The 19,452-nt window shown below is 70.9% G+C and carries 19 protein-coding genes; 13 read left to right on the top strand and 6 right to left on the bottom strand.

The window, feature by feature from the left end:
• Positions 1-38 precede the first annotated feature (38 nt).
• A complete protein-coding gene (locus tag B2J86_RS06775; RefSeq protein ID WP_169169653.1) occupies positions 39-353 on the top strand; it encodes a BON domain-containing protein in 315 nt (104 codons plus the stop codon).
• A gap of 141 nt (positions 354-494) precedes the next feature.
• Here the strand turns inward: B2J86_RS06775 and coaD are convergent, their stop codons facing one another.
• The 4 genes from coaD to B2J86_RS06755 form a co-directional block, all read right to left on the bottom strand.
• The gene (coaD, locus tag B2J86_RS06770) at positions 495-989 is read right to left on the bottom strand and encodes a pantetheine-phosphate adenylyltransferase (RefSeq protein ID WP_169169652.1); all 495 of its coding nucleotides are present in this window, start codon (positions 987-989) and stop codon (positions 495-497) included.
• Positions 990-1,158: 169 nt separating this feature from the next.
• Entirely contained in the window at positions 1,159-1,830 is a 672-nt protein-coding gene (rsmD, locus tag B2J86_RS06765) for a 16S rRNA (guanine(966)-N(2))-methyltransferase RsmD (protein ID WP_173025029.1), read from the bottom strand.
• The gene (locus B2J86_RS06760; RefSeq protein ID WP_169169650.1) at positions 1,827-3,176 is read right to left on the bottom strand and encodes a pitrilysin family protein; all 1,350 of its coding nucleotides are present in this window, start codon (positions 3,174-3,176) and stop codon (positions 1,827-1,829) included. Before B2J86_RS06760 ends, rsmD begins: the two co-directional genes overlap by 4 nt.
• Before the next feature lie 18 nt (positions 3,177-3,194).
• Complete coding sequence (locus B2J86_RS06755; RefSeq protein ID WP_169169649.1) at positions 3,195-4,631, bottom strand: pitrilysin family protein; 1,437 nt, start codon at positions 4,629-4,631, stop codon at positions 3,195-3,197.
• A 28-nt stretch (positions 4,632-4,659) separates the two neighbouring features.
• Between B2J86_RS06755 and ftsY the strand changes: the two genes are divergently transcribed.
• Both ftsY and B2J86_RS06745 read left to right on the top strand, forming a co-directional pair.
• Positions 4,660-5,865 (top strand): signal recognition particle-docking protein FtsY, encoded by a 1,206-nt coding sequence (ftsY, locus tag B2J86_RS06750; RefSeq protein ID WP_173025028.1) that lies wholly within the window; start codon positions 4,660-4,662, stop codon positions 5,863-5,865.
• A 119-nt stretch (positions 5,866-5,984) separates the two neighbouring features.
• Positions 5,985-8,651, top strand: coding sequence for an EAL domain-containing protein (locus B2J86_RS06745; protein WP_173025086.1), 2,667 nt, complete (start codon positions 5,985-5,987; stop codon positions 8,649-8,651).
• Positions 8,652-8,678: 27 nt separating this feature from the next.
• Here B2J86_RS06745 and cutA read toward each other — a convergent pair whose 3' ends face one another.
• On the bottom strand, positions 8,679-9,020 hold the full coding sequence (cutA, locus tag B2J86_RS06740; RefSeq protein WP_169168583.1) for a divalent-cation tolerance protein CutA: 342 nt from the start codon (positions 9,018-9,020) through the stop codon (positions 8,679-8,681).
• 153 nt (positions 9,021-9,173) lie between these two features.
• Positions 9,174-10,112, bottom strand: a complete 939-nt coding sequence (locus B2J86_RS06735; protein ID WP_173025027.1) for a MerR family transcriptional regulator — start codon at positions 10,110-10,112, stop codon at positions 9,174-9,176.
• A 173-nt stretch (positions 10,113-10,285) separates the two neighbouring features.
• On the opposite strand from B2J86_RS06735, the gene B2J86_RS06730 reads away from it, so the two are divergent.
• The 10 genes from B2J86_RS06730 to B2J86_RS06685 are packed head-to-tail and all read left to right on the top strand — an operon-like array spanning position 10,286 to position 19,397.
• Positions 10,286-10,867 carry a glutathione peroxidase gene (locus B2J86_RS06730; protein ID WP_254067988.1) on the top strand — a complete coding sequence of 194 codons (582 nt, stop codon included), beginning with the start codon at positions 10,286-10,288 and terminating at the stop codon, positions 10,865-10,867.
• The gene (locus tag B2J86_RS06725) at positions 10,864-12,168 is read left to right on the top strand and encodes an NAD(P)/FAD-dependent oxidoreductase (RefSeq protein ID WP_173025025.1); all 1,305 of its coding nucleotides are present in this window, start codon (positions 10,864-10,866) and stop codon (positions 12,166-12,168) included. Before B2J86_RS06730 ends, B2J86_RS06725 begins: the two co-directional genes overlap by 4 nt.
• On the top strand, positions 12,165-12,959 hold the full coding sequence (locus tag B2J86_RS06720; RefSeq protein ID WP_173025024.1) for a DUF1365 domain-containing protein: 795 nt from the start codon (positions 12,165-12,167) through the stop codon (positions 12,957-12,959). The genes B2J86_RS06725 and B2J86_RS06720 overlap by 4 nt, the downstream gene beginning before the upstream one ends.
• Positions 12,960-12,983: 24 nt before the next feature.
• Positions 12,984-14,216 (top strand): cyclopropane-fatty-acyl-phospholipid synthase family protein, encoded by a 1,233-nt coding sequence (locus B2J86_RS06715; protein WP_173025023.1) that lies wholly within the window; start codon positions 12,984-12,986, stop codon positions 14,214-14,216.
• A 20-nt stretch (positions 14,217-14,236) separates the two neighbouring features.
• Positions 14,237-14,785: a chalcone isomerase family protein gene (locus tag B2J86_RS06710; protein WP_169635977.1), complete on the top strand. Its 549-nt coding sequence runs from the start codon at positions 14,237-14,239 to the stop codon at positions 14,783-14,785.
• A complete protein-coding gene (locus B2J86_RS06705; RefSeq protein ID WP_173025022.1) occupies positions 14,782-16,071 on the top strand; it encodes an MFS transporter in 1,290 nt (429 codons plus the stop codon). The genes B2J86_RS06710 and B2J86_RS06705 overlap by 4 nt, the downstream gene beginning before the upstream one ends.
• An 8-nt stretch (positions 16,072-16,079) precedes the next feature.
• The gene (locus B2J86_RS06700) at positions 16,080-16,628 is read left to right on the top strand and encodes a DUF3833 domain-containing protein (protein ID WP_169168591.1); all 549 of its coding nucleotides are present in this window, start codon (positions 16,080-16,082) and stop codon (positions 16,626-16,628) included.
• Positions 16,629-16,630: 2 nt separating this feature from the next.
• Positions 16,631-17,413, top strand: a complete 783-nt coding sequence (locus tag B2J86_RS06695) for an SDR family oxidoreductase (protein WP_169168592.1) — start codon at positions 16,631-16,633, stop codon at positions 17,411-17,413.
• A 2-nt stretch (positions 17,414-17,415) separates the two neighbouring features.
• A complete protein-coding gene (locus tag B2J86_RS06690; protein WP_173025021.1) occupies positions 17,416-17,883 on the top strand; it encodes a nuclear transport factor 2 family protein in 468 nt (155 codons plus the stop codon).
• Between the two features lie 38 nt (positions 17,884-17,921).
• On the top strand, positions 17,922-19,397 hold the full coding sequence (locus tag B2J86_RS06685) for a deoxyribodipyrimidine photo-lyase (RefSeq protein ID WP_173025020.1): 1,476 nt from the start codon (positions 17,922-17,924) through the stop codon (positions 19,395-19,397).
• Positions 19,398-19,452 lie beyond the last annotated feature (55 nt).

Below are 19,452 nucleotides of genomic sequence, written 5' to 3'. Positions count from 1 at the left end.
ACAGCACCCGTGTTCCAACACATAAAGAGGAAATAACCATGAAATACGCCCGTGCCCTTGCTTTCGCCGCTCTCGCCGGCATCACCGTCGTCACCACCGGCTGCTCGGTGGCGCGCCACCAGCAAACCGTGGGCTCATACGTGGACGACGCGGGCATCACCACTGCCGTGAAGGCGAAAATGGCCGAAGACAAGACCGTTTCCGCCGCCGCGATCAGCGTGGAGACGCTCAACGGCACGGTCCAGCTCTCGGGCTTTGCCAAGTCGCAGGCCGAGAAGAACCAGGCCGAGGCGATTGCGCGCAACACCAAGAATGTGCGCGATGTGCGCAACAGCATCGTCGTTCGCCCCTGAACGTGCCTGCTGACCCGGCAGGGCCCGTGCGCCGTCGCGGCCCTGCCTCGTTCAAGGCTGTGGCCCTCTGCGGAGGGCCACAGCCTTTTTCCGTGGGGGCTCGCACCCAGAAACAGGGCGGTGCAGGACCGCGTTGCGGCCCTAACCGGGAGCGCGCACCTTGCGCGCCAGCCGCTCCTGCACCAGCGGCGAGACGAACTTGTCGACCTCGCCGCCGAGCGTGGCGATCTCGCGCACAAAGGTGCTGCTGATGAACTGGTACTTGTCGCTGGGCGTGAGGAACACCGTCTCCACGTCGGGCATGAGGCTGCGGTTCATGCCGGCGAGCTGGAACTCGTAGTCGAAGTCGGTCACCGCGCGCAGGCCGCGCACCATGGCCTTGCCGCCGCGCGAAACGACGAAGTCGCGCAGCAGGCCGGCAAAGCTCTCCACCTGCACCTGCGGGTAGCCCTTGACGGACTCGCGCACCATGTCCATGCGCTCGTCCAGGCTGAACAGCGTCTTCTTGTGGTGACCGGCGGCCACGGCGACGATGACGCGCCCGAACAGCTGCGTGGCCCGGCGCACGACGTCTTCATGGCCCAGCGTGATGGGGTCAAAGGTTCCGGGGTAGACGGCGAGCACGTCTTGGTCCATGGCGGGGGTCTCCTGCAGGGCGTGGATGGACAGAGGCCGGGACAAAAAAACGCCCCGGCCACGTGCGCGCATTATGCCGTGCGGTGCAGCACCGGCCTGCCGCAAATCGGCATGAAAAACGGCTCCAGCGCTGATGGGTATTGCGCCAACAGCTCCTGAATCAGGAGTGCTATGGCGCAGCCAGCGGCCGCAGCAGGTGCGCATGCACCGCGCCCGCGCGCAGGTGGCGGTGCAGCGCCAGCCCGTGCGGCGCCAGCGCCGCCGCGTCCCAGGCGCTGGGTGCTTCGAGGTAGACAAAGCCCTGTGGCCGCACGGCCCGGGCGGCGGCCTGCAGCGCGGGCGCGAACAGGTCGCCGTCGAACGGCGGATCGATCAACACCAGGTCCAGGCTGGCGGGCGCGCACGCGCGCAGCGCAGCCACGCCGTCGCCGCGGCGCACCTGCACGGTGGCCGCCTGCAGGCGCTGGCACAGCCGGTGCAGCTGCGCAACCAGGGCCGCGTCCTGCTCGACCAAGTGCACCGCCGCGGCGCCGCGCGAGGCAGCTTCGAGGCCGAGCGCGCCCGTGCCGGCAAAGGCGTCGAAGCACTGCCAGCCGGTCAGGTCCTGGCCGAGCCAGTTGAACAGCGTCTCGCGCACGCGGTCGGGCGTGGGGCGCAGGCCCGGGCGCTGGACCACGGGCAGGCGCGTGCGCCTCCACTGGCCGCCGATGATGCGCACCTCGCCGGCGCCGGCGGGCAAGGGCTTGGGGGCGGCCGCAGCGGCCTTGGCCGGGGCAAGCGCTTTGGCTGTGGCCGGCGCGCGCAGCGCGGCGGCAGCCTGGGCGGGAGACAGGCGCGTCATGGCTGCACCCCGCCCACGACCACGGTCACCATGCGCTCGGGCTGCAGCTTGCGCTGCAGGGCGGCGCGGATGTCGGCCGCCGTGATGGCCTCGACGCGCTGCGTCCAGTGCTCCAGGTAGTCCAGCGGCAGGCCGTTGGTGGCGATGTTGACGACGTTGCCCAGCAGCTTCTTGTTGCTGTCGATGCGCAGCGCGAAGCCGCCGATCAGGTTGTCCTTGGCGGCGCGCAGCTCGGCGGCCGTGGGGCCCTCGGCGACGAAGCGGGCCAGCACCTCGCGCGCCACGCGCACGGCTTCGGCGGCCTGATCGGGGCGGGTTTGCAGGCCGATCGCGAAGGCCCCCGCGTTCAGGCCCGGCGAGAAGCCGCTGTAGACGCTGTAGCTGAGGCCGCGCCTTTCGCGCACCTCGTGCGTCAGGCGCGAGGTGAAGCCGCCGCCGCCCAGGATGTGGTTGCCCACCAGCAGCGTGAGGAAGTCGGGGTCGCTGCGCTTGAAGCCCGGCTGGCCAATAAGCACATGCGCCTGGGCCGAGTCGAAGGCGATGTTCTCTTGCACGGGCGCGGCCAGCGGCTGCACCTCGGGCACGGTGGGCAGAGGCGCGCACGGCGCCGGCGCGGGCAGGCGCGCCAGCAGCGTCGCCACCAGCGCCTGCGCCTGGGCGCGGTCCACGGCGCCGACGATGGCCACGCGTGCGCGGCAGGCCTGCAGCGTGCGCGCATGGAACTGCGCCAGGTCGGCCACGCCGATCTGCGCCAGGCTGTCCTCGGTCACGCGCTGGCCATAGGGGTGGCCGCCATACACGGCGGCGGCAAACGCATCGCCCGCCACGGTGCCCGGGCGCGTGCGTGACTCGCGGATCGCCGCGCTCCAGCGCGCGCGCTCGCGCTGCCAGATCGGCTCGGGCCAGGCCGGATCGGCCAGCACGCGCGCGGTCAGGCGCGCCGCCTTGTCCAGCAGGTCGGGCTCGGTGAGCGAGCGCAGCGAAAAGCTCAGTGCATCCTTGCCGGCGCTGACGTCCAGGCTCGCGCCGAGGTCGGCCCAGGCTTCGCCGAGCGCGTTTTCATCGAGCGCAGGCGCATCGCCCACGGCGCGCACGCCCTTGGTCGCCATCGTGGCCGCGGCGCTGGCCAGGCCGGCCTGGGCGGCGGGGTCGCGCCGGTCGCCGGCATCGAAGTCGATCTGCACGTCGACCATCGGAATGGCCGGGCTCTCGACCAGCCAGACCTGCGCGCCGCTGGGTTCGGTCCAGTGCTGTATCGGTAGCAGCGCCCAGGCAGATTGGGCATAAAAAACCACTCCAGCGCCGATGAACAAAGCGCGAGCAGCTATATTTTTCAGAGTCATCATTGGGGCTTTCGGCGCGGGTCAGTGGAGCAGCGCGCCATTGGCCGCAGGGGCCGAGCGTTTGCGCTGGGGATCGAGCGGCTGGGGCGCCAGCGTGGCCACGCTGAGCTGGTCGTCGCCAAAGTAGCGCCGGGCCACCGACTGCACCTGCTCGGGCGTGACGGTGCGCAGCAGCGCCAGCAGCCGGTCGTCGGCATCGAGCGGCAGGCCCTGCACCCAGTTGCTGCCCAGATCGCTGGCCTGGCTGTAGAGCGAGTCGCGCTGGTAGACGGTGCTGGCCACCCACTGCGTCTTCACGCGTTCGAGTTCGGCCACGTTCACGCCCTCGGCGGCCACGCGGGCCACCTCGGCGCGCAGCGCGTCTTCGACCTGCTGCGCCGTCTTGCCCTGCGCGGGCACGCCGCTGAGCACGAAGCTGCTGGGGCCGCGCCCCACCACCGAGGCATAGCTGCCGGCGCTGTCGGCCACGCGCTCGGGGCCCTGGCTGAGCGCACGCTCCAGCCGCGCGCCGTCGTAGCCGCTGAGCACCGCAGACAGCACCATCAGCGACAGCGCATCGCGGTCGCTGTCGGACAGCGCCGCCAGGTTTTGCAGCGTGGGCGCGCGGAACGACAGCGCGACATAGGCCTGCTCGGCCGGCGCCTTGACGACGATGCGGCGCACGCCGAGCTGCGCCGGCTCGGTGCGCGGCTTGCGCGCCGGCACGGCGCGCGCCGGAATGCGGCCATAGGTCCTCTCGGCCAGTGCATGCACGCGCTGCGCGTCCACGTCGCCCGCCACCACCACCACGGCATTGGCCGGCACATACCACTGCCGGTGGAACTGGCGCACGTCCTGGGGCGTCATGGCATCGAGGTCGCTCATCCAGCCCACCACCGGGCGGCGGTAGGGCGAGGCGATGAACGCGATGGCGTTGAGCTGTTCGATCAGCAGCGCGCGCGGCTGGTCTTCGGTGCGCATGCGGCGCTCTTCCTTGACGACCTCGATCTCGCGCTTGAACTCGGCGTCGGGCCACTGGTTGTGCGCAAAGCGGTCGGATTCGAGGCGCATCACCTCTTCGAGCCGCTCGGCCGGGATCTGCTGGTAATAGCCCGTGTAGTCGCGCGCGGTGAAGGCGTTCTCCTGCCCGCCCAGCGCCGCGACGCGGCGCGAGAATTCGCCCGGCGGCAGCTTGGCCGTGCCCTTGAACATCATGTGCTCGAGCACATGGGCCACGCCCGAGGTTCCATCGACCTCGTCCATGGAGCCCACGCGCACCCACACCATGTGGATCGCGGTGGGCGCGCGCCGGTCCGGTTTGACGACGAGCGCCATGCCGTTGGAGAGCGTGAACTGCTGCGCACCCGAGGCCGCGCCGGGCGCGGGCGGCGCCGCACGGCTGGAGGGAGGGACACCAGGGGTTTGCGCCCCGGCAGCGAGGCAGGCCAGCAGGCCCAATAAGGTGATAGCGCGTTTCATAGAATGCAGTGATTCTAAGAACCCCGCAATGTTCAGCTTTTTCAAAAAGAAACCCTCCGCACTGCCCGTTCCCGAGACGGCCCCCGCAGCCGCGCCGACAGCGCCCGCTCCTGCGTCCGCCGCTGTGGCCGCGCCGCCGGCCGCGGCCCCCAGCGATGCGGCCCCGCCCGCCAGCGGCGCATTTGGCTGGCTGCGCAAGCCCTTTGGCGGCGGCGCGCCGGTGGCGCCCGCGGCAGACGCTGTGGCGGCACAGCCCGCCGCACCAGGGCTGCCAGAGCCCGGCGCAACGCCGGCACCTGCCGGGGCCGCGCCGCAGGCCGCCGCCGCGGAGGCGCAGCGCAGCGGCTGGATCGACCGGCTCAAGAGCGGGCTGCGCAAGACCGGCTCCAGCATCACCACGGTGTTCACCGGCACGCGCATCGACGATGCGCTGTACGAGCAGCTCGAAGAAGCCCTGCTGATGGCGGACACCGGCGTCAAGGCCACGCAGTGGCTGCTCACCGACCTCAAGCGCCGCGTCAAGGACAGCAAAACCACCGATCCCGCGGCGGTCAAGGATTTGCTGGCCGATGCGCTGGCAGACCTGCTGCGCCCGCTCGAAAAGCCCCTCGTCATCGGCCGGCACACGCCCACGGTGATCATGGTCGCGGGCGTCAATGGCGCGGGCAAGACCACATCGATCGGCAAACTCACCAAGCACCTGGCCAACGAAGGCGCGCACGTGCTGCTGGCCGCGGCCGACACCTTCCGCGCGGCGGCGCGCGAGCAACTCGGTGTGTGGGCCGACCGCAACCTGGTCGAGATCGTCAGCCAGGAAGGCGGCGACCCGGCCGCCGTGAGCTTCGATGCCGTCACCGCCGGCAAGGCGCGCGGCAAGGACGTGGTGCTGGTCGACACCGCCGGGCGCCTGCCCACGCAGCTGCACTTGATGGAAGAGCTGAAAAAAATCCGCCGCGTTGTCACCAAGGCCGATGCCACAGCGCCGCACGAGGTGCTGCTGGTGATCGACGGCAACACCGGCCAGAACGCGCTGGCCCAGGTGCGCTCGTTCGACGACGCGCTGCAGCTCACTGGCCTGATCGTCACCAAGCTCGACGGCACGGCCAAGGGCGGCGTGCTGGCGGCGATTGCGCAGGAGCGGCCGCTGCCGGTGTATTTTATCGGCGTCGGCGAGAAACTCGAAGACCTCGAAACCTTCAGCGCGCGCGAATTCGCCCAGGCCCTGCTGGCCTGAGGCCCGCAGCAGCGCCCCTTCTGCGGGAATGCCCGTGCAGTCCGGCGGCGCTGCACGGGCACATTTACGGCCGGCACCAATTCCCCGATCATGGGAGGCCCTCCACTCCCGTGGCTTTCATGCTCCTTGAACTGTTCAAAGGTGCCGCCCTGCTGCTGGCGCTGTGCTTTCTGCACGGCGCCAACATGCGCCTGTGGCGCCGCCGGCCACGGGTGGGCCAGGCCATGTCGGGCCTGCTGTTCGGCGGCATCTGCGTGGTCGGCATGCTCAGCCCGGTGGCGCTGATGCCCGGGGTCATCATCGACGCGCGATCGGTAGTGCTGGGCATGGCGGGCCTGTTCGGCGGCCCGGTGGTCGCCGGCATGGCCGCCGCCATGGCGGCGGCATGGCGCCTGTGGATCGGCGGCGCGGGCGCGCCGGTGGGGGTGCTGGTCATCGTGCTGTGCGCTCTGCTGGGCCTGGGCTACCGCCAGGCGCGCCGGCGTGGCAGCGTGGGCGTGGGGCCAGGGGCGCTGCTGCTGTTCGGCCTGCTGCTGCATGCCATGGTGCTGGCCTGCCTGCAGCTGCTGCCCGCCGACGTGGCCCGGCACTTCAACGGCATGCGGGCCTGGGCCTTTTTGCTCATCTTCACGCCAGCCACGGTGCTGATAGGCCTGCTGCTGGGCGACGTCGAAGCACGCCTGAACACCGAACAGGCCCTGGCCGACAGCGCTGCGCGGCTCAGCGCCATCGCCCACGCCATCCCCGACGTGCTGCTGGTGCTGGATGCGCAAGGCCGCTATGTCGAGGTGCTGTCGCCCGACGAATCCCAGCTCGTGGCGCAGGCGCCGGCGCTGCTGGGCAAACGCGTGCACGACGTGCTGCCTACGCAGCAGGCCGATCGCTTCATGGAGCTGATCACGCGGACGCTGCACAGCGGCCAGACCGAGAGCTTTGAATACGAGATGGAGACGCTGTCGGGGCCGCGCCACTTCGAGGGCCGCGCGCAGCCGCTGGGCACGGCGGTCAACGGACGGGCGGCCGTGGTGTTCCTCGCACGCGACATCACCGAACGGCTGCGCAGCGAGACCGCCCTGCGCGAATCCGAGCTGCGCTTTCGCTCGCTGCTGGGCGACATTCCATCGATCTCGGTGCAGGGCTACCTGGCCGACGGCACCGTGAGCTACTGGAACCAGGCGTCCGAACAGCTCTACGGCTACAGCGCGCAGGAGGCGCTGGGCCAGAACCTGCTGGACCTGATCGTGCCGCCGGCCTTGCATGCCGAGGTGCGCCACCAGATGCGGCAGATGTTCGCCACGGGCGCGTCGATCCCCGGCGCGGAAGTGCAGCTGCGGCGCAAGGACGGCACGCCGGTGGACGTGTTCTCCAGCCACACCTACATCGCGGTGCCGGGCCAGCCGCCCGAGATGTTCTGCATCGACATCGACATCTCGGGGCGCAAGGCCGCCGAGAGCGAGGCGCGCTACCTGGCCTTCTATGACGCGCTGACCGGGCTGCCCAACCGGCGCCTGCTGATGGACCGGCTGCAACAGGTGCTGGCCGGCAGCGCGCGCTCGGGGCTCCACGCGGCCGTGCTGTTCGTCGACCTGGACAACTTCAAGACCCTCAACGACAGCCGCGGCCACGCGGTCGGCGACCTGCTGCTGCTCGAAGTCGCCCAGCGCCTGCAGGACTGCGTGCGCGGACAGGACACCGTGGCCCGGCTGGGCGGCGACGAATTCGTGGTGGTGCTGCAAAACCTCAGCGCCGACGCGATCGAGGCCGCCGACCAGGTGCGCCACCTCGGCGAGGCCATGCTCGCGCGGCTGCGCCAGCCCTACGCGCTGGCCGGGCAACGCCAGCACGTCACCGCCACCATGGGCGCCACGGTGCTGGGCGAGCAGTCCGTGACCATCGACGAAGTGCTCAAGCAGGCCGACATGGCGATGTACCGCGCCAAGGACGCGGGCCGCAACACGCTGTGCTTCTTCGACCCCGACATGCAGGACGCCGTCAACCTGCGTGCGCGGCTGGAGGCGGCGCTGCACGCCGGCCTGCGGCTGGCGCAGTTTGTTCTGGTCTACCAGCCGCAGGTGGACAGCGCAGGCCGCGTGACCGGCGCCGAGGCCCTGCTGCGCTGGCAGCACCCGACCAAGGGCCTGGTCGAGCCCGCGGTGTTCATCGCGCTGGCCGAGGAGACGGGCCTCATCCTGCCGCTGGGCCAGTGGGTGCTCGAGACCGCCCTGCGCGAGCAGGCGCGCTGGCGCAGCGACCCGGCATTGGCGCCGCTGCGCATGGCCATCAACGTCAGCGCGCGGCAGTTCCGCCAGGACGATTTTGTCGCGCAGGTGCTGGGCCTGCTGGAGCACAGCGGCGCCGACCCCGAGCGCATCACGCTCGAGCTCACCGAAAGCCTGCTGCTGAGCGACGTGGACGGCGTCATTGCCACCATGCGCGCGCTCAAGGCGCATGGCCTGCGCTTCTCGCTCGACGACTTCGGCACCGGCTACTCGTCGCTGAACTACCTCAAGCGCCTGCCACTGGACCAGCTCAAGATCGACCAGGGCTTCGTGCGCGGCGTGCTGCACAACGCCAGCGACGCCGCCATTGCGCACGCCATCATCGCGCTGGCCGACACGCTGGGGCTGGGGATCATCGCCGAAGGCGTCGAAACCGCCGAGCACCATGCGTTCCTGCAGGCCCATGGCTGCCGGGGCTTCCAGGGCTACCTGTTTGGCCGCCCCGAGCCGCTGGCGGACTTTGAGCAGCGCGTGCGCAGCGCAGGCGCCGCACCGGTTCCGGCTTGAACGACCACTGGCCGCGGGTCACCGCGCTCAAGCAGCGCCGGACGCCCCGGGCGCAACCTCCTGCGCCACCCACTGGGCATAGTCGGCGCTGGCCTGCAGCGGCTGCACCACCAGCTCGGGCACGGTGTAGGGGTGCTGGGCGCGCAGCAGTGCCAGCAGCGCGGGCACGGCCTGCGCCGTGGTCTTGCAGTCCAGGCGCTGCTCGGCCTCTTCGTGCAGCGCGCCCTGCCAGCGGTAGTGCGAGGTGATGGCCTGCACCTGCACGCAGGCCGCCAGCCGCGCCTGCAGAGCGGCCTGGGCCAGGCGGCGCGCGTCGGCCGGCGTGGCCACCGTGGTGGTCACCAGGGAGAGGTCGGGGATGGCGGGCATGGGTGGGGGGAGGGCCGTGGGGCGCACAGTCTGCCACGGCCCGCAGGCTGCGCGCAAGGCAGGTGCGTTCACTATCCATTTTATAGCTTGCAGCGCTTTACCATTCAGCGTTTGCGGCGCTTTTGACCACAAATCTTCAGCACTGCGGCGGGCCTATCCCCCCGCCAACGCCGCGGCGCGTCGCCAGCGTGCGACCTCGGCCGGAAGCGACCCGATGGCCTGCACCGGCAGCACGCCGGGCAGCGGGCGCTGGTAGAGCACCGGGCACCCGCCGCCGACCCAGATGGCAGTGCGCGGCGGCAGCTGTCGGCGCAGCGCACGCAGCGCCGCGACCACCGCGGGCGCGCCCTGCACCGCAGTGAAGCTCAGGGCGACGATGTCGGCGTCGTGCACCTGGGCAGCGCGCGCAATGTCCCCGAGCGGTGTCTGAGTTCCCAGGGAGAGGCAGTGGCAACCCTCCAGCGCCAGCAGCGCCTCGACCATCAGCAGGCCCAGGCCATGGGCCTCTTGCGGCACGGTGGTCAGCAGCACGCGCGGCGTGCCGCGGCCCGGCGGCGGCGCGATGCTGGCGATGGCCTGGCGCAGCACGCCGGTCAGGCATTCGGTATAGAGGTGTTCCTCGAAGACCTGGAAGCGCCCCTGCATCCAGGCCTCGCCCACGGCCGTGTTCAGCGGCGCCACCAGCTGCGTGACGAAGGCCACCAGGCCCAGGCGCAGTGCGTCCTGGCCGAGCGCGTGGCGCAGACGGTGCATGTCGTGCTGGGCAATCAGCGCCAGGTAGCTCTCCAGCGCCGGCGCACTGGCGGCGGCCACGGGCGCAGCCGGCGCCGCATCGGCCAGCGCCTGCAGCGCCTCGGGTGCCAGCGCCACGATGCGCCCGGGCCGGTGCCCGGCATCCATCAGGCGGCGGATGGCGCACAGGCGCTCGACCTGCTCGGGTGGGTAGAGCCGGTCGCCCGCACCGTCGCGCTCGGGGCGGGGGAAGCCATAGCGGCGCTCCCACACACGCAGCGTGTCCTTCGACAGGCCTGTGTCGCGCTCGACGGCGGCAATGGACAGGTGCTGCGCGAGCACGCGTTCGCGCTCATTCATGGGGATCGGCGCCCTCAGGGCGAAAAAGTGGCATGCAAAAACCGCTCGGCTGCGTAAAGAACACAGGAGCGATTAAAGCGCAAGTGGACAAAATGTGCTGAAATAGCTTCATTGTCTTGGACAAATCAATGGAGCGTCTAATGCGAACCCTGTCCACTCTTTTCCTTGCCGCCATGCTCTTGCCCTGGGCGCCGGCCATCGCGCAGGCCACTGGTGCACCGGCGCCGGCTGCGGCGCCCGCCGCCTGTCCCGCGCTCCTGCAGCACACGGTGCTGCGCCTGCAGGACGAGGAGCCGCAGTCGCTGTGCCAGTACAGCGGCAAGGTGCTGCTCGTGGTCAACACGGCCAGCTACTGCGGCTTCACGGGCCAGTACGAGGGGCTCGAAGCGCTGCACAAGCGCTACCAGGGCAAGGGCCTGGTGGTGCTGGGCTTTCCGTCCAACGACTTTGCCCAGGAGGGGGGCGACAACGCGCAGATCGCCGCGTTCTGCGAAAACACCTACGGCGTCAAATTCCCGATGTTTGCCAAGAGCAGCGTCACGGGGACCGGGGCGTCGCCGCTGTACCGCCAGTTGGCGCAGCAGACCGGCAAGGTGCCGCGCTGGAATTTCTACAAGTACCTGGTGGGGCGCGACGGCCGCGTGGCAGGCAGCTATTCGAGCCTCACGGCGCCCGACAACGCCGGCCTGGTGCGCGCCATTGAAAAGGCGCTGGCCCAGCCAGCGCCCCTGGCACCGTCCCGGAGCACGCCATGAAGATCGCCATCGTCGGCGCGGGCATTGCCGGCCTGGCGGCCGCGCACCGGCTGCAGGGCCAGGCGCAGCTCACGCTGTTCGAGGCCGGCAGCTACTACGGCGGCCACACGCACACCGTCGATGTGACGCTGCCCACGCCCGCGGGGCCGGTCACGCACGGCGTGGACTCCGGCTTTCTGGTGTTCAACGAGCGCACCTACCCGCAGCTGATCGCGCTGCTGGCCGAGCTGGGCGTGGCCACTGCGCCGTCCGACATGTCGTTCTCGGTGCAGGTGCCCGGCAAGGCGGGCGCCCGGGCGCTGGAGTGGAGCGGCTCCCACCTCTCGACCGTGTTTGCCCAGCGCAGCAACCTGCTGAGCCCGCGCTTCTGGGGCATGCTCGCCGACCTGCTGCGCTTCAACCGGCTGGCCACACGCATCGCAGAGGCCAACGAAGAGGCCGCGCTGGCGCAGCCGCTCGGCGAGTTCCTGCAGGCGCACCGCTTTGGCGACGCGTTCCGCGACTGGTACTTTTTGCCCATGCTCGGCTCCATCTGGAGCTGCCCGACGGACCAGATGCTGCGCTTTCCGGTCGCCACGATGGTCCGCTTCTGCCACAACCACGGCCTGCTGCAGATCAGCGGCCGCCCGCAGTGGCACACCGTGGTCGGCGGCGCGCGCCACTATGTCGACAAGATCGTCGCGCGCGTGGCCGACAAGCGCCTCAACACGCCAGTGCGCCGCATCGAGCGCGACGCCGCGGGCGTGCGCGTGCTCACCGACCACGGCGCCGAGCGCTTTGACCGCGTGGTGCTGGCCACGCACTCCGACCGGTCGCTGGCGCTGCTGGCCGCGCCCACGGCGCAGGAATGCGCGGTGCTGGGCGCCATCCGCTACCAGCCCAACCGCGCCGTGCTGCACACCGACGCCTCGGTGCTGCCCATGCGCCGCGCCGCCTGGGCGGCCTGGAACTACGAGCGCGCGCCCACGCAGGCCGGCGAATCGGCGCGCGTGTGCCTGCACTACTGGCTCAACCGGCTCCAGCCGCTGCCGTTTGCGCAGCCGGTGCTGGCGTCGTTGAACCCGGTGCGCGCCATTGCACCGCAGCACATCCTGGGCGAATACGACTATGACCACCCGGTGTTCGACCAGGCCGCGATCCGCGCGCAGGCCCAGGTGGCACAGCTGCAGGGCGTCCAGCACAGCTGGTTCTGCGGCGCCTGGACGGGCTATGGCTTCCACGAGGACGGCCTGGCATCGGGACTGGCCGTGGCCGAGGCCTTGCAGGCCGAGCTGCGCACGCCGCGCGCGGAGGCCGCATGACCGCCGCGGCGCTGCCCGTCGCCACGCCGCTGATCGGCTTCGGCCAGGTGCGGCACACGCGGCTGCGCCCGACGCGGCACGCGTTCAGCTACCGCACCTTTTTCCTGATGCTGCCGCTGCGCAGCCTGCGTGCCCACCCGGAGAGCGCCGGCGCGCTGGCCTTCAACCGGCGCGGCGCGCTGAGTTTCCACGAATGCGACCACGGCGATGGCCGCAGCCTGCAGGACGGCGGCGCGCTCGGCTGGCTCGACGCGCTGCTGCAGGCCGAGGGCATTGACGACGCCAGCGGCGAGGTCTGGCTGCACTGCTATCCGCGCGTGTGGGGCTACACCTTCAAGCCCGTGAGCTTCTGGTACTGCCACCGCGCTGACAACTCGCTGCGCGCCATCGTCGTCGAGGTTCACAACACCTTCGGTGAGCGCCACTGCTACCTGCTCGACCACCCGCGCCTCGGCGCCGAACTGCAGGCGCACAAGGTGTTCCATGTCTCGCCGTTCTGCCGTGTCACAGGCCGCTACCGCTTCCGCTTTGTGCGCTCCAACCAGGGCGGGCGCGATCGCACCGTGGTGCGCATCGACCACGACGATGAGGCTGGTGCGCTGCTGCAGACCAGCGTCAGCGGCGAGCTGCTGCCGCTGTGCGCGCGCACCGTGCGCCGCGCCCTGTGGGGCTACCCTGCCATGACGCTGGCCGTGACCGCGCGCATCCACTGGCAGGCGCTGCGGCTGTGGGCCAAGCGCGTGGGCTTCCAGCGCAAGCCCGCGCCGCCCGCCGCCGGCGTCACACGCTGACCCCTTCTTATGCCCCCAAAAGCCATGAACAGCACCACCGCCTCCCCCTCCAGCGCCGCGGCCCTGCCGCCCGGCGTCCCGGCCGCCGCGCGCACCGCACTGCAGCTGCTGCAGCGCCTGCAGCACGGCACGCTCACGCTGCAATTGCCCGACGGCACGCTGCGCCACTACGGCCACGGCAGCCCCGTGGCCGCCATCGCGCTGAAGAACTGGAACGTGTTCAGCGCCGCGCTCAAGTCGGGCGACATCGGCTTTGCCGAGAGCTACATCGCCGGCGACTGGACCACGCCGCACCTGACCGAACTGCTCAAGCTGTTCATCGCCAACCGCCAGCAGATCGAGGGCATGGTCTACGGCAGCTGGGCCGGGCGGCTGCTGTTTCGCCTCAAGCACCTGCTGCACCGCAACACGCGCGCCAACAGCCAGAAAAACATCCACGCCCACTACGACCTGGGCAACGCCTTCTATGCGCTGTGGCTGGACGAGACCATGAACTATTCGTCCGCTTGGTTTGAAGGCGGGCTGGGCGGCGCCGGCACCGACCTGCCCAGTGCCCAGCGCGCCAAGGTGCGCCGCGCGCTGCGCCAGACCGGCGTGCGGCCGGGCGACCGCGTGCTCGAGATCGGCTGCGGCTGGGGCGCGCTGGCCGAGATGGCAGCGACCGAGTTCGGCGCCACGCTCACGGGCGTGACGCTGTCGACCGAACAGCTCACGTTTGCCCGGCAGCGCCTGGAGACGCTGGGCATGTCCGGGCGCGCCGACCTGCGCCTGCAGGACTACCGCGACATCGGCGACGGGCCCTACGACGCGGTCTGTTCGATTGAAATGGTCGAAGCCGTCGGGCGCGAATACTGGCCGACCTACTTCCAGGCCGTGCACCGCCTGCTCAAGCCGGGCGGCAAGGCCTGCATCCAGAGCATCGTGATCGACGACGCGCTGTTCCGGCGCTACATCGGCTCGACCGATTTCATCCAGCAGTACATCTTCCCCGGCGGCTGCCTGCCCTGCCCGAGCGAATTCCGGCGCGCGGCCGAGGCCGCGGGCCTGCGCGTGCAGCAGGAATTCGCCTTCGGCCCCGACTACGCCGAGACCCTGCGGCGCTGGCGCGAGCGCTTCGTCGCGCAGCGCGCGCTCATCCTGCAGCAGGGCTTTGACGAGCGCTTCCTGCACCTGTGGGAGTTCTACCTGGCCTACAGCGAGGCCGCCTTTGCCATGCACAACATCGACGTCGTGCAGTACACGCTGGTGCGCGACTGAGGCACGGCCGGGCCATTACTATGAAAAACAGAGCTGCTTGCGCTTTACTGGTATGGGCTACAGCCGTTTTTCATGCAGAAACGGCGCAGGCCCAGGGTGCCGACACCGCGGCGCCGCTGGCCGGACTGCAGCGCGCCGGCGAGGGCACGCTGCGCGTGTGGGGGCTGGAGATCTACCGCGCCCGCCTCTGGGTCAGTCCGGGCTTCGCCCCCGCCGACTACGCCGCGCTGCCGCTCGCGCTGGAGTTGAGCTACGCGCGCAGCTTCAGCGCCGCGGCCATTGCCGAGCGCTCGATCGCCGAGATGCGCCGCGCCGGGCCCTTCAGCGCCGCGCAGGCCACGCGCTGGCAGCAGGCGCTGCAGGCCGCGCTGCCCGACGTGCAGCCCGGCGACCGCATCACCGGCCTGTACCAGCCGGGGCGCGGCGCGACGTTCCGGATGCGCGGGCGTACCGTGGGCACGGTCGCCGATCCCGAGTTCGCACGCCTGTTCTTCGGCATCTGGCTTGCGCCCCAGACCTCCGAGCCGGGTCTGCGCGCCGAGCTGCTGGGCACCGAGGCCCCGCCATGACGTCGGCCGCCACGCTGTCCGCCCGCCAGGGCCTGACGTATGGCCTCCTCGGCCTGCCGCTGGCGTTCGTGGCGCTGCCGCTGTATGTGCTGCTGCCGCACCACTACGCCAGCGCCTTCGGCATGCCGCTGGCCACGCTGGGCGCGCTGCTGCTGGGCGCGCGACTGTTCGATGCCGCGATCGACCCGCTGCTGGGCCGTTGGAGCGACCGGCTGTTTGCGCGCTCGCTGCGCGCCGTGTGGGCAGTGGGCGCGGTGGCGGCGCTGGTGCTGGCGTTGGGCTTGACGGGGCTGTTTTATCCGGCGCGCACCGGGCCGCAGGCACTGGTGGTCTGGGCGCTGGGCTGCCTGCTGGTTACGTATACCGCGTTCAGCCAGCTGAGCATTGCCCACCAGGCCTGGGGCGCGCGTCTGGGCGGCGACGACCTGCAGCGCGGGCACATCGTCGCGTGGCGCGAAGGCTGCGGCCTGGCCGGCGTGGTGCTGGCCTCGGTGCTGCCGGGGCTGTTCGGGCTGCCCGCCATGCTGGGCGTGTTTGCCGCCGCGCTGGCGCTGGGCTGGCTGGCCTGGACGCGCGCGCCGCGCCCGCCGGCAGCCGCACCCCACGCCCCACACCCGGGCGCGGCAGCCGCCAGCCCGTGGCACCCCTGGCGCTGCGCGCCGTTCCGCCGCCTGCTGGCGGTGTTCATGCTCAGCGGCATCGCCAGCGCCGTGCCGGCCACGCTGGTGCTGTTCTTTGTGCGGGACCGGCTGCGCGCCCCGCCGACCCTGGAGCCGCTGTTTCTCGGCAGCTACTTCGTCTGCGCGGCGCTGGCGATGCCGCTGTGGCTGCGCGCCGTGGCGCACTGGGGCCTTGCACGCACCTGGCTGGCGGGCATGCTGCTGTCGGTGACCGTGTTCGCCAGCGTGGCCGGGCTCGGCGCGGGCGACAGCGCCGCCTTCGTGGCCGTGTGCGCGCTCTCGGGCGCGGCGCTGGGCGCCGACCTGGCCCTGCCCAGCGCGCTGCTGGCAGGGGTGATCGCGGCCCACGGCGACAGCGGCCGCCACGAGGGCGCCTATTTCGGCTGGTGGAACTTCGCCACCAAGCTCAACCTGGCGCTGGCCGCGGGCCTGGCCCTGCCGCTGCTGGGCGCCCTCGGCTACAGCCCCGGGACGCGCGACCCCGAGGCGCTGCGCACGCTGGGCCTGGCCTACGCCGTGCTGCCCTGCGCGCTCAAGCTGCTGGCAGCGGCGGCGCTGGCCTTCTTTTTTGTGCGCCGCAGCCCGCGTGCGCCACTTTTGGTGTGAGGTGTCCCATGGCCCGAAAACGCTTTCTTCTGCTCGCGGCCGCTGTGGCTGCCGGCGTCTCCGTCGCCGCCCTGTCGGGCTGCGCCGCGCCCCAGGCCTCGGACTACGCGGGCGAAAAACCGGCGCTCGACCTGGCGCGCTACTTCAACGGCCGCGTGCTGGCGCACGGCATGTTCCAGGACCGCTTTGGCAAGGTCGCCAAGCGCTTCACGGTGACGATCAACGGCCAGTGGACCGGCAACCAGGGCGTGCTCGACGAGTCCTTCATCTACTCCGACGGCAGCACCGGCCAGCGCGTCTGGCGCCTGACGCAGCACGCGGGCGGGCGCGTGACCGGCACGGCCGACGATGTGGTCGGCGAAGCCGTGGGGTACACCGCCGGCAACGCCTTCCACTGGAACTACACCCTGCGCCAGCCGGTGGGCGACAAGGTCTACGAGGTGCAGATGGACGACTGGATGGTGCTGGTCGACGAGCGCGTGATGCTCAACCGCGCCACCATGCGCAAGTTTGGCGTGCGCCTGGGCGAGGTCACGCTGGCGTTCACCAAGCCCTGAGCATGGCGCTCAACCCGCGCATCCCCGACTGGCAGGGCCGCCGCGTCTGGCTGGTGGGCGCCTCGAGCGGCATCGGCCGCGCCACCGCCTCGGCGCTGCATGCGCGCGGCGCGCAGGTGGTGGTGTCGGCGCGCAGCGCCGCCGCGCTCGATGCATTCACGGCGCAGCACAGCGGCAGCCAGGCGCTGGTGCTCGACAGCACCGAGCGCGCTGCCGTGCAGACCGCAGCGGCCGACCTGCTGGCACGCGGCCCGCTCGACCTCGTCTGCTACTGCGCCGGCACCTACCAGCCGATGCGCGCCACCGCCTTCGACCTCGATGCGATGCTGCGCCACCAGCAGGTCAACGTCACGGGCGCCCTGCAGGTGCTGGGCGCCGTGCTGCCCGCCATGGTGCAGGCGGCAGCGGGCGGGCGCCCGGGCCACCTCAGCCTGGTGGCCAGCGTGGCCGGCTTTCGCGCGCTGCCGCAAAGCCTGGCCTACGGCCCGACCAAGGCCGCGCTGATCCACCTGGCGGAAGCGCTGTACCTGGACCTGCACGACCTCGGCATCGGCGTGAGCGTGGTCAACCCCGGCTTCGTCGCGACACCGCTCACGGCGACCAACGACTTCGCCATGCCGGCGCTGATCTCGCCCGAGGATGCCGCCGCCGCGATGGTGCGCGGCTGGGAGCGCGGCGCGTTCGAGATCCATTTCCCCAAGCGCTTCACGCGCGTGATGAAGCTGCTGCGCCTGCTGCCGTATGGGCTCTACTTCCCGGCCGTGCGCCGGCTGACCGGACTGTGACCATGCCCTCCACCCCGACCACCAGCGCCGATGCCGCCGACGCGGCGGCCTCCGTGGCCGCCATCGCAGCGTTCTTTGAAACGCTCACACCCGACACCATCGGGGCGCTGGACCGCGTCTATGCCGCCGACGCCCGCTTCAAGGACCCGTTCAATGAAGTGCAAGGCCTCGCGGCAATCATGCGCATCTATGCACACATGTTCGAGACGCTGCACGGGCCCCGTTTTGTCGTCACCGGCCGCGTGCTGCAGGGCCGCGAGTGCTTTCTGACCTGGAACTTCTGCTTTCGCTTCAAAGGCATCCAGCCGGCGACCGCGCAGACCGTGCGCGGCTGCTCGCACTTGGTGCTCGACGCCCACGGCCGCATCGCGGTGCACCGCGACTACTGGGATGCGGCCGAGGAGCTGTACGAAAAAATCCCTGTGCTCGGCGGCCTGATGCGCTGGCTGAGGAAACGGGCCAGCAGCTGATCGACCACCCCATTCACCCAATCGCCCGCTCACCCGCCATGTCCACCGCACTCGTCTGGTTCCGCCGCGACCTGCGCTGCCACGACCATGCCGCGCTGCACCACGCGCTGCGCAGCGCCGAACGCGTGCACTGCGCTTTTGTTTTCGACACCGACATCCTGGACGCCCTGCCCTCACGCTGCGACCGGCGCGTCGACTTCATCCACGCCAGCCTGCAGGAACTCGACGGCGCGCTCGACGCCCTGTCGCGCGCGGCGGGCGGCCAGGGCAGCGGCCTGCGGTTGCGCCACGGGCCGGCCACCGACTGCATCGTGCAGCTGGCGGTGGCGCTGGGCGTGGACCGGGTGTGGGCCAACCGCGACTACGAGCCCGCCGCGATCGCGCGCGACCGTGCCGTGGCGCAGCAGCTGGCCGCGCACGGCATTGCCTGGGCCGACTGCAAAGACCAGGTGGTGTTCGAGCAGAACGAGGTGCTGACCCAGGCCGGCACGCCGTTTGGCGTGTTCACGCCCTACCGCAAGGCCTGGCTCAAACAGCTGGACGGCTCGCAGCTGCGGCCCTACCCGATCGAAAGGCACGCGGCGCGCCTGGCCGCGAAACCGGCGGGCGAAGCCCTGCCGCCGCTGGCCGCGCTCGGCTTTGCGCCCAGCAACCTCGCCAGCCTGCCGCTGCCCCCGGGCACGCGCGGCGGCCGCCAGCTGCTGGCCGACTTTGCGGCACGCATCGACAGCTACCGCGCAGCGCGCGACTACCCGGCGCGCAAGGGCGTGTCCTACCTGTCGGTGCACCTGCGCTTTGGCACCGTGTCGGTGCGTGAGCTGGCGGCCTTGGCACAGCAGCACGGCGGCGACGGCGCCGCCACCTGGCTGTCCGAACTGGTGTGGCGCGACTTCTATCAGATGATTCTGTGGCACCACCCGCAGGTGGTGGAGCGGGCTTTCAAGCCGACCTACGATCACATTGCCTGGGACGACGCCCCCGAACTGTTCGCTGCCTGGTGCGGGGCGGTCACCGGCTACCCGCTCGTCGACGCCGCCCTGCGCCAGCTGCACCAGACCGGCTACATGCACAACCGCCTGCGCATGGTGGTGGCGTCGTTCCTGACCAAGGACCTGGGCATCGACTGGCGCCTGGGCGAGCGCCATTTTGCGCAGCACCTGAACGACTACGACCTGGCCGCCAACAACGGCGGCTGGCAGTGGGCGGCTTCCACGGGCTGCGACGCCCAGCCCTGGTTTCGGATCTTCAACCCGACCACGCAGTCGCAAAAATTCGACCCCGAGGGCCGTTTCATCCGCCGCTATCTGCCCGAACTGGCGCGCCTGCCCGACCAGTTCATCCATGCGCCTGCCAGCGCCAGCGCCGCCGTGCTGGCGCAAGCGGGTGTGCGCCTGGGGCACGACTACCCGAAACCCATCGTGGACCACGCCTGGGCGCGCCAGCGCACGCTGATGCGCTTTGGCTTTGCAGCGGCCGAGGCCCGGATGGCTACAGCCGGAACCTCCCAACATTAAGCGCCGGGTGGCTTTTATTTTGATAGCACGCACCGCTGCCGGGCTTAGCGCCAAA

It is taken from the genome of Acidovorax sp. SRB_14 (genome assembly GCF_012932145.1).
GTDB lineage: Bacteria > Pseudomonadota > Gammaproteobacteria > Burkholderiales > Burkholderiaceae_C > Simplicispira.
Note: the sequence above shows the minus strand (reverse complement) of the source record. Positions and strands in the feature narration are given on the sequence as shown.

Bases quoted from the DNA above. Each gene is read 5' to 3' on its own strand.
- B2J86_RS06725 (WP_173025025.1), top strand. From the start codon at position 10,864: ATGAAGATCGCCATCGTCGGCGCGGGCATTGCCGGCCTGGCGGCCGCG.
- B2J86_RS06720 (WP_173025024.1), top strand. From the start codon at position 12,165: ATGACCGCCGCGGCGCTGCCCGTCGCCACGCCGCTGATCGGCTTCGGC.
- coaD (WP_169169652.1), bottom strand. From the start codon at position 989: ATGGACCAAGACGTGCTCGCCGTCTACCCCGGAACCTTTGACCCCATC.
- cutA (WP_169168583.1), bottom strand. From the start codon at position 9,020: ATGCCCGCCATCCCCGACCTCTCCCTGGTGACCACCACGGTGGCCACG.
- B2J86_RS06730 (WP_254067988.1), top strand. From the start codon at position 10,286: ATGCTCTTGCCCTGGGCGCCGGCCATCGCGCAGGCCACTGGTGCACCG.
- B2J86_RS06705 (WP_173025022.1), top strand. From the start codon at position 14,782: ATGACGTCGGCCGCCACGCTGTCCGCCCGCCAGGGCCTGACGTATGGC.
- B2J86_RS06700 (WP_169168591.1), top strand. From the start codon at position 16,080: ATGGCCCGAAAACGCTTTCTTCTGCTCGCGGCCGCTGTGGCTGCCGGC.
- B2J86_RS06715 (WP_173025023.1), top strand. From the start codon at position 12,984: ATGAACAGCACCACCGCCTCCCCCTCCAGCGCCGCGGCCCTGCCGCCC.
- B2J86_RS06690 (WP_173025021.1), top strand. From the start codon at position 17,416: ATGCCCTCCACCCCGACCACCAGCGCCGATGCCGCCGACGCGGCGGCC.
- B2J86_RS06760 (WP_169169650.1), bottom strand. From the start codon at position 3,176: ATGATGACTCTGAAAAATATAGCTGCTCGCGCTTTGTTCATCGGCGCT.
- ftsY (WP_173025028.1), top strand. From the start codon at position 4,660: ATGTTCAGCTTTTTCAAAAAGAAACCCTCCGCACTGCCCGTTCCCGAG.
- rsmD (WP_173025029.1), bottom strand. From the start codon at position 1,830: ATGACGCGCCTGTCTCCCGCCCAGGCTGCCGCCGCGCTGCGCGCGCCG.
- B2J86_RS06735 (WP_173025027.1), bottom strand. From the start codon at position 10,112: ATGAATGAGCGCGAACGCGTGCTCGCGCAGCACCTGTCCATTGCCGCC.
- B2J86_RS06745 (WP_173025086.1), top strand. From the start codon at position 5,985: ATGCTCCTTGAACTGTTCAAAGGTGCCGCCCTGCTGCTGGCGCTGTGC.
- B2J86_RS06695 (WP_169168592.1), top strand. From the start codon at position 16,631: ATGGCGCTCAACCCGCGCATCCCCGACTGGCAGGGCCGCCGCGTCTGG.
- B2J86_RS06710 (WP_169635977.1), top strand. From the start codon at position 14,237: ATGAAAAACAGAGCTGCTTGCGCTTTACTGGTATGGGCTACAGCCGTT.
- B2J86_RS06755 (WP_169169649.1), bottom strand. From the start codon at position 4,631: ATGAAACGCGCTATCACCTTATTGGGCCTGCTGGCCTGCCTCGCTGCC.
- B2J86_RS06775 (WP_169169653.1), top strand. From the start codon at position 39: ATGAAATACGCCCGTGCCCTTGCTTTCGCCGCTCTCGCCGGCATCACC.
- B2J86_RS06685 (WP_173025020.1), top strand. From the start codon at position 17,922: ATGTCCACCGCACTCGTCTGGTTCCGCCGCGACCTGCGCTGCCACGAC.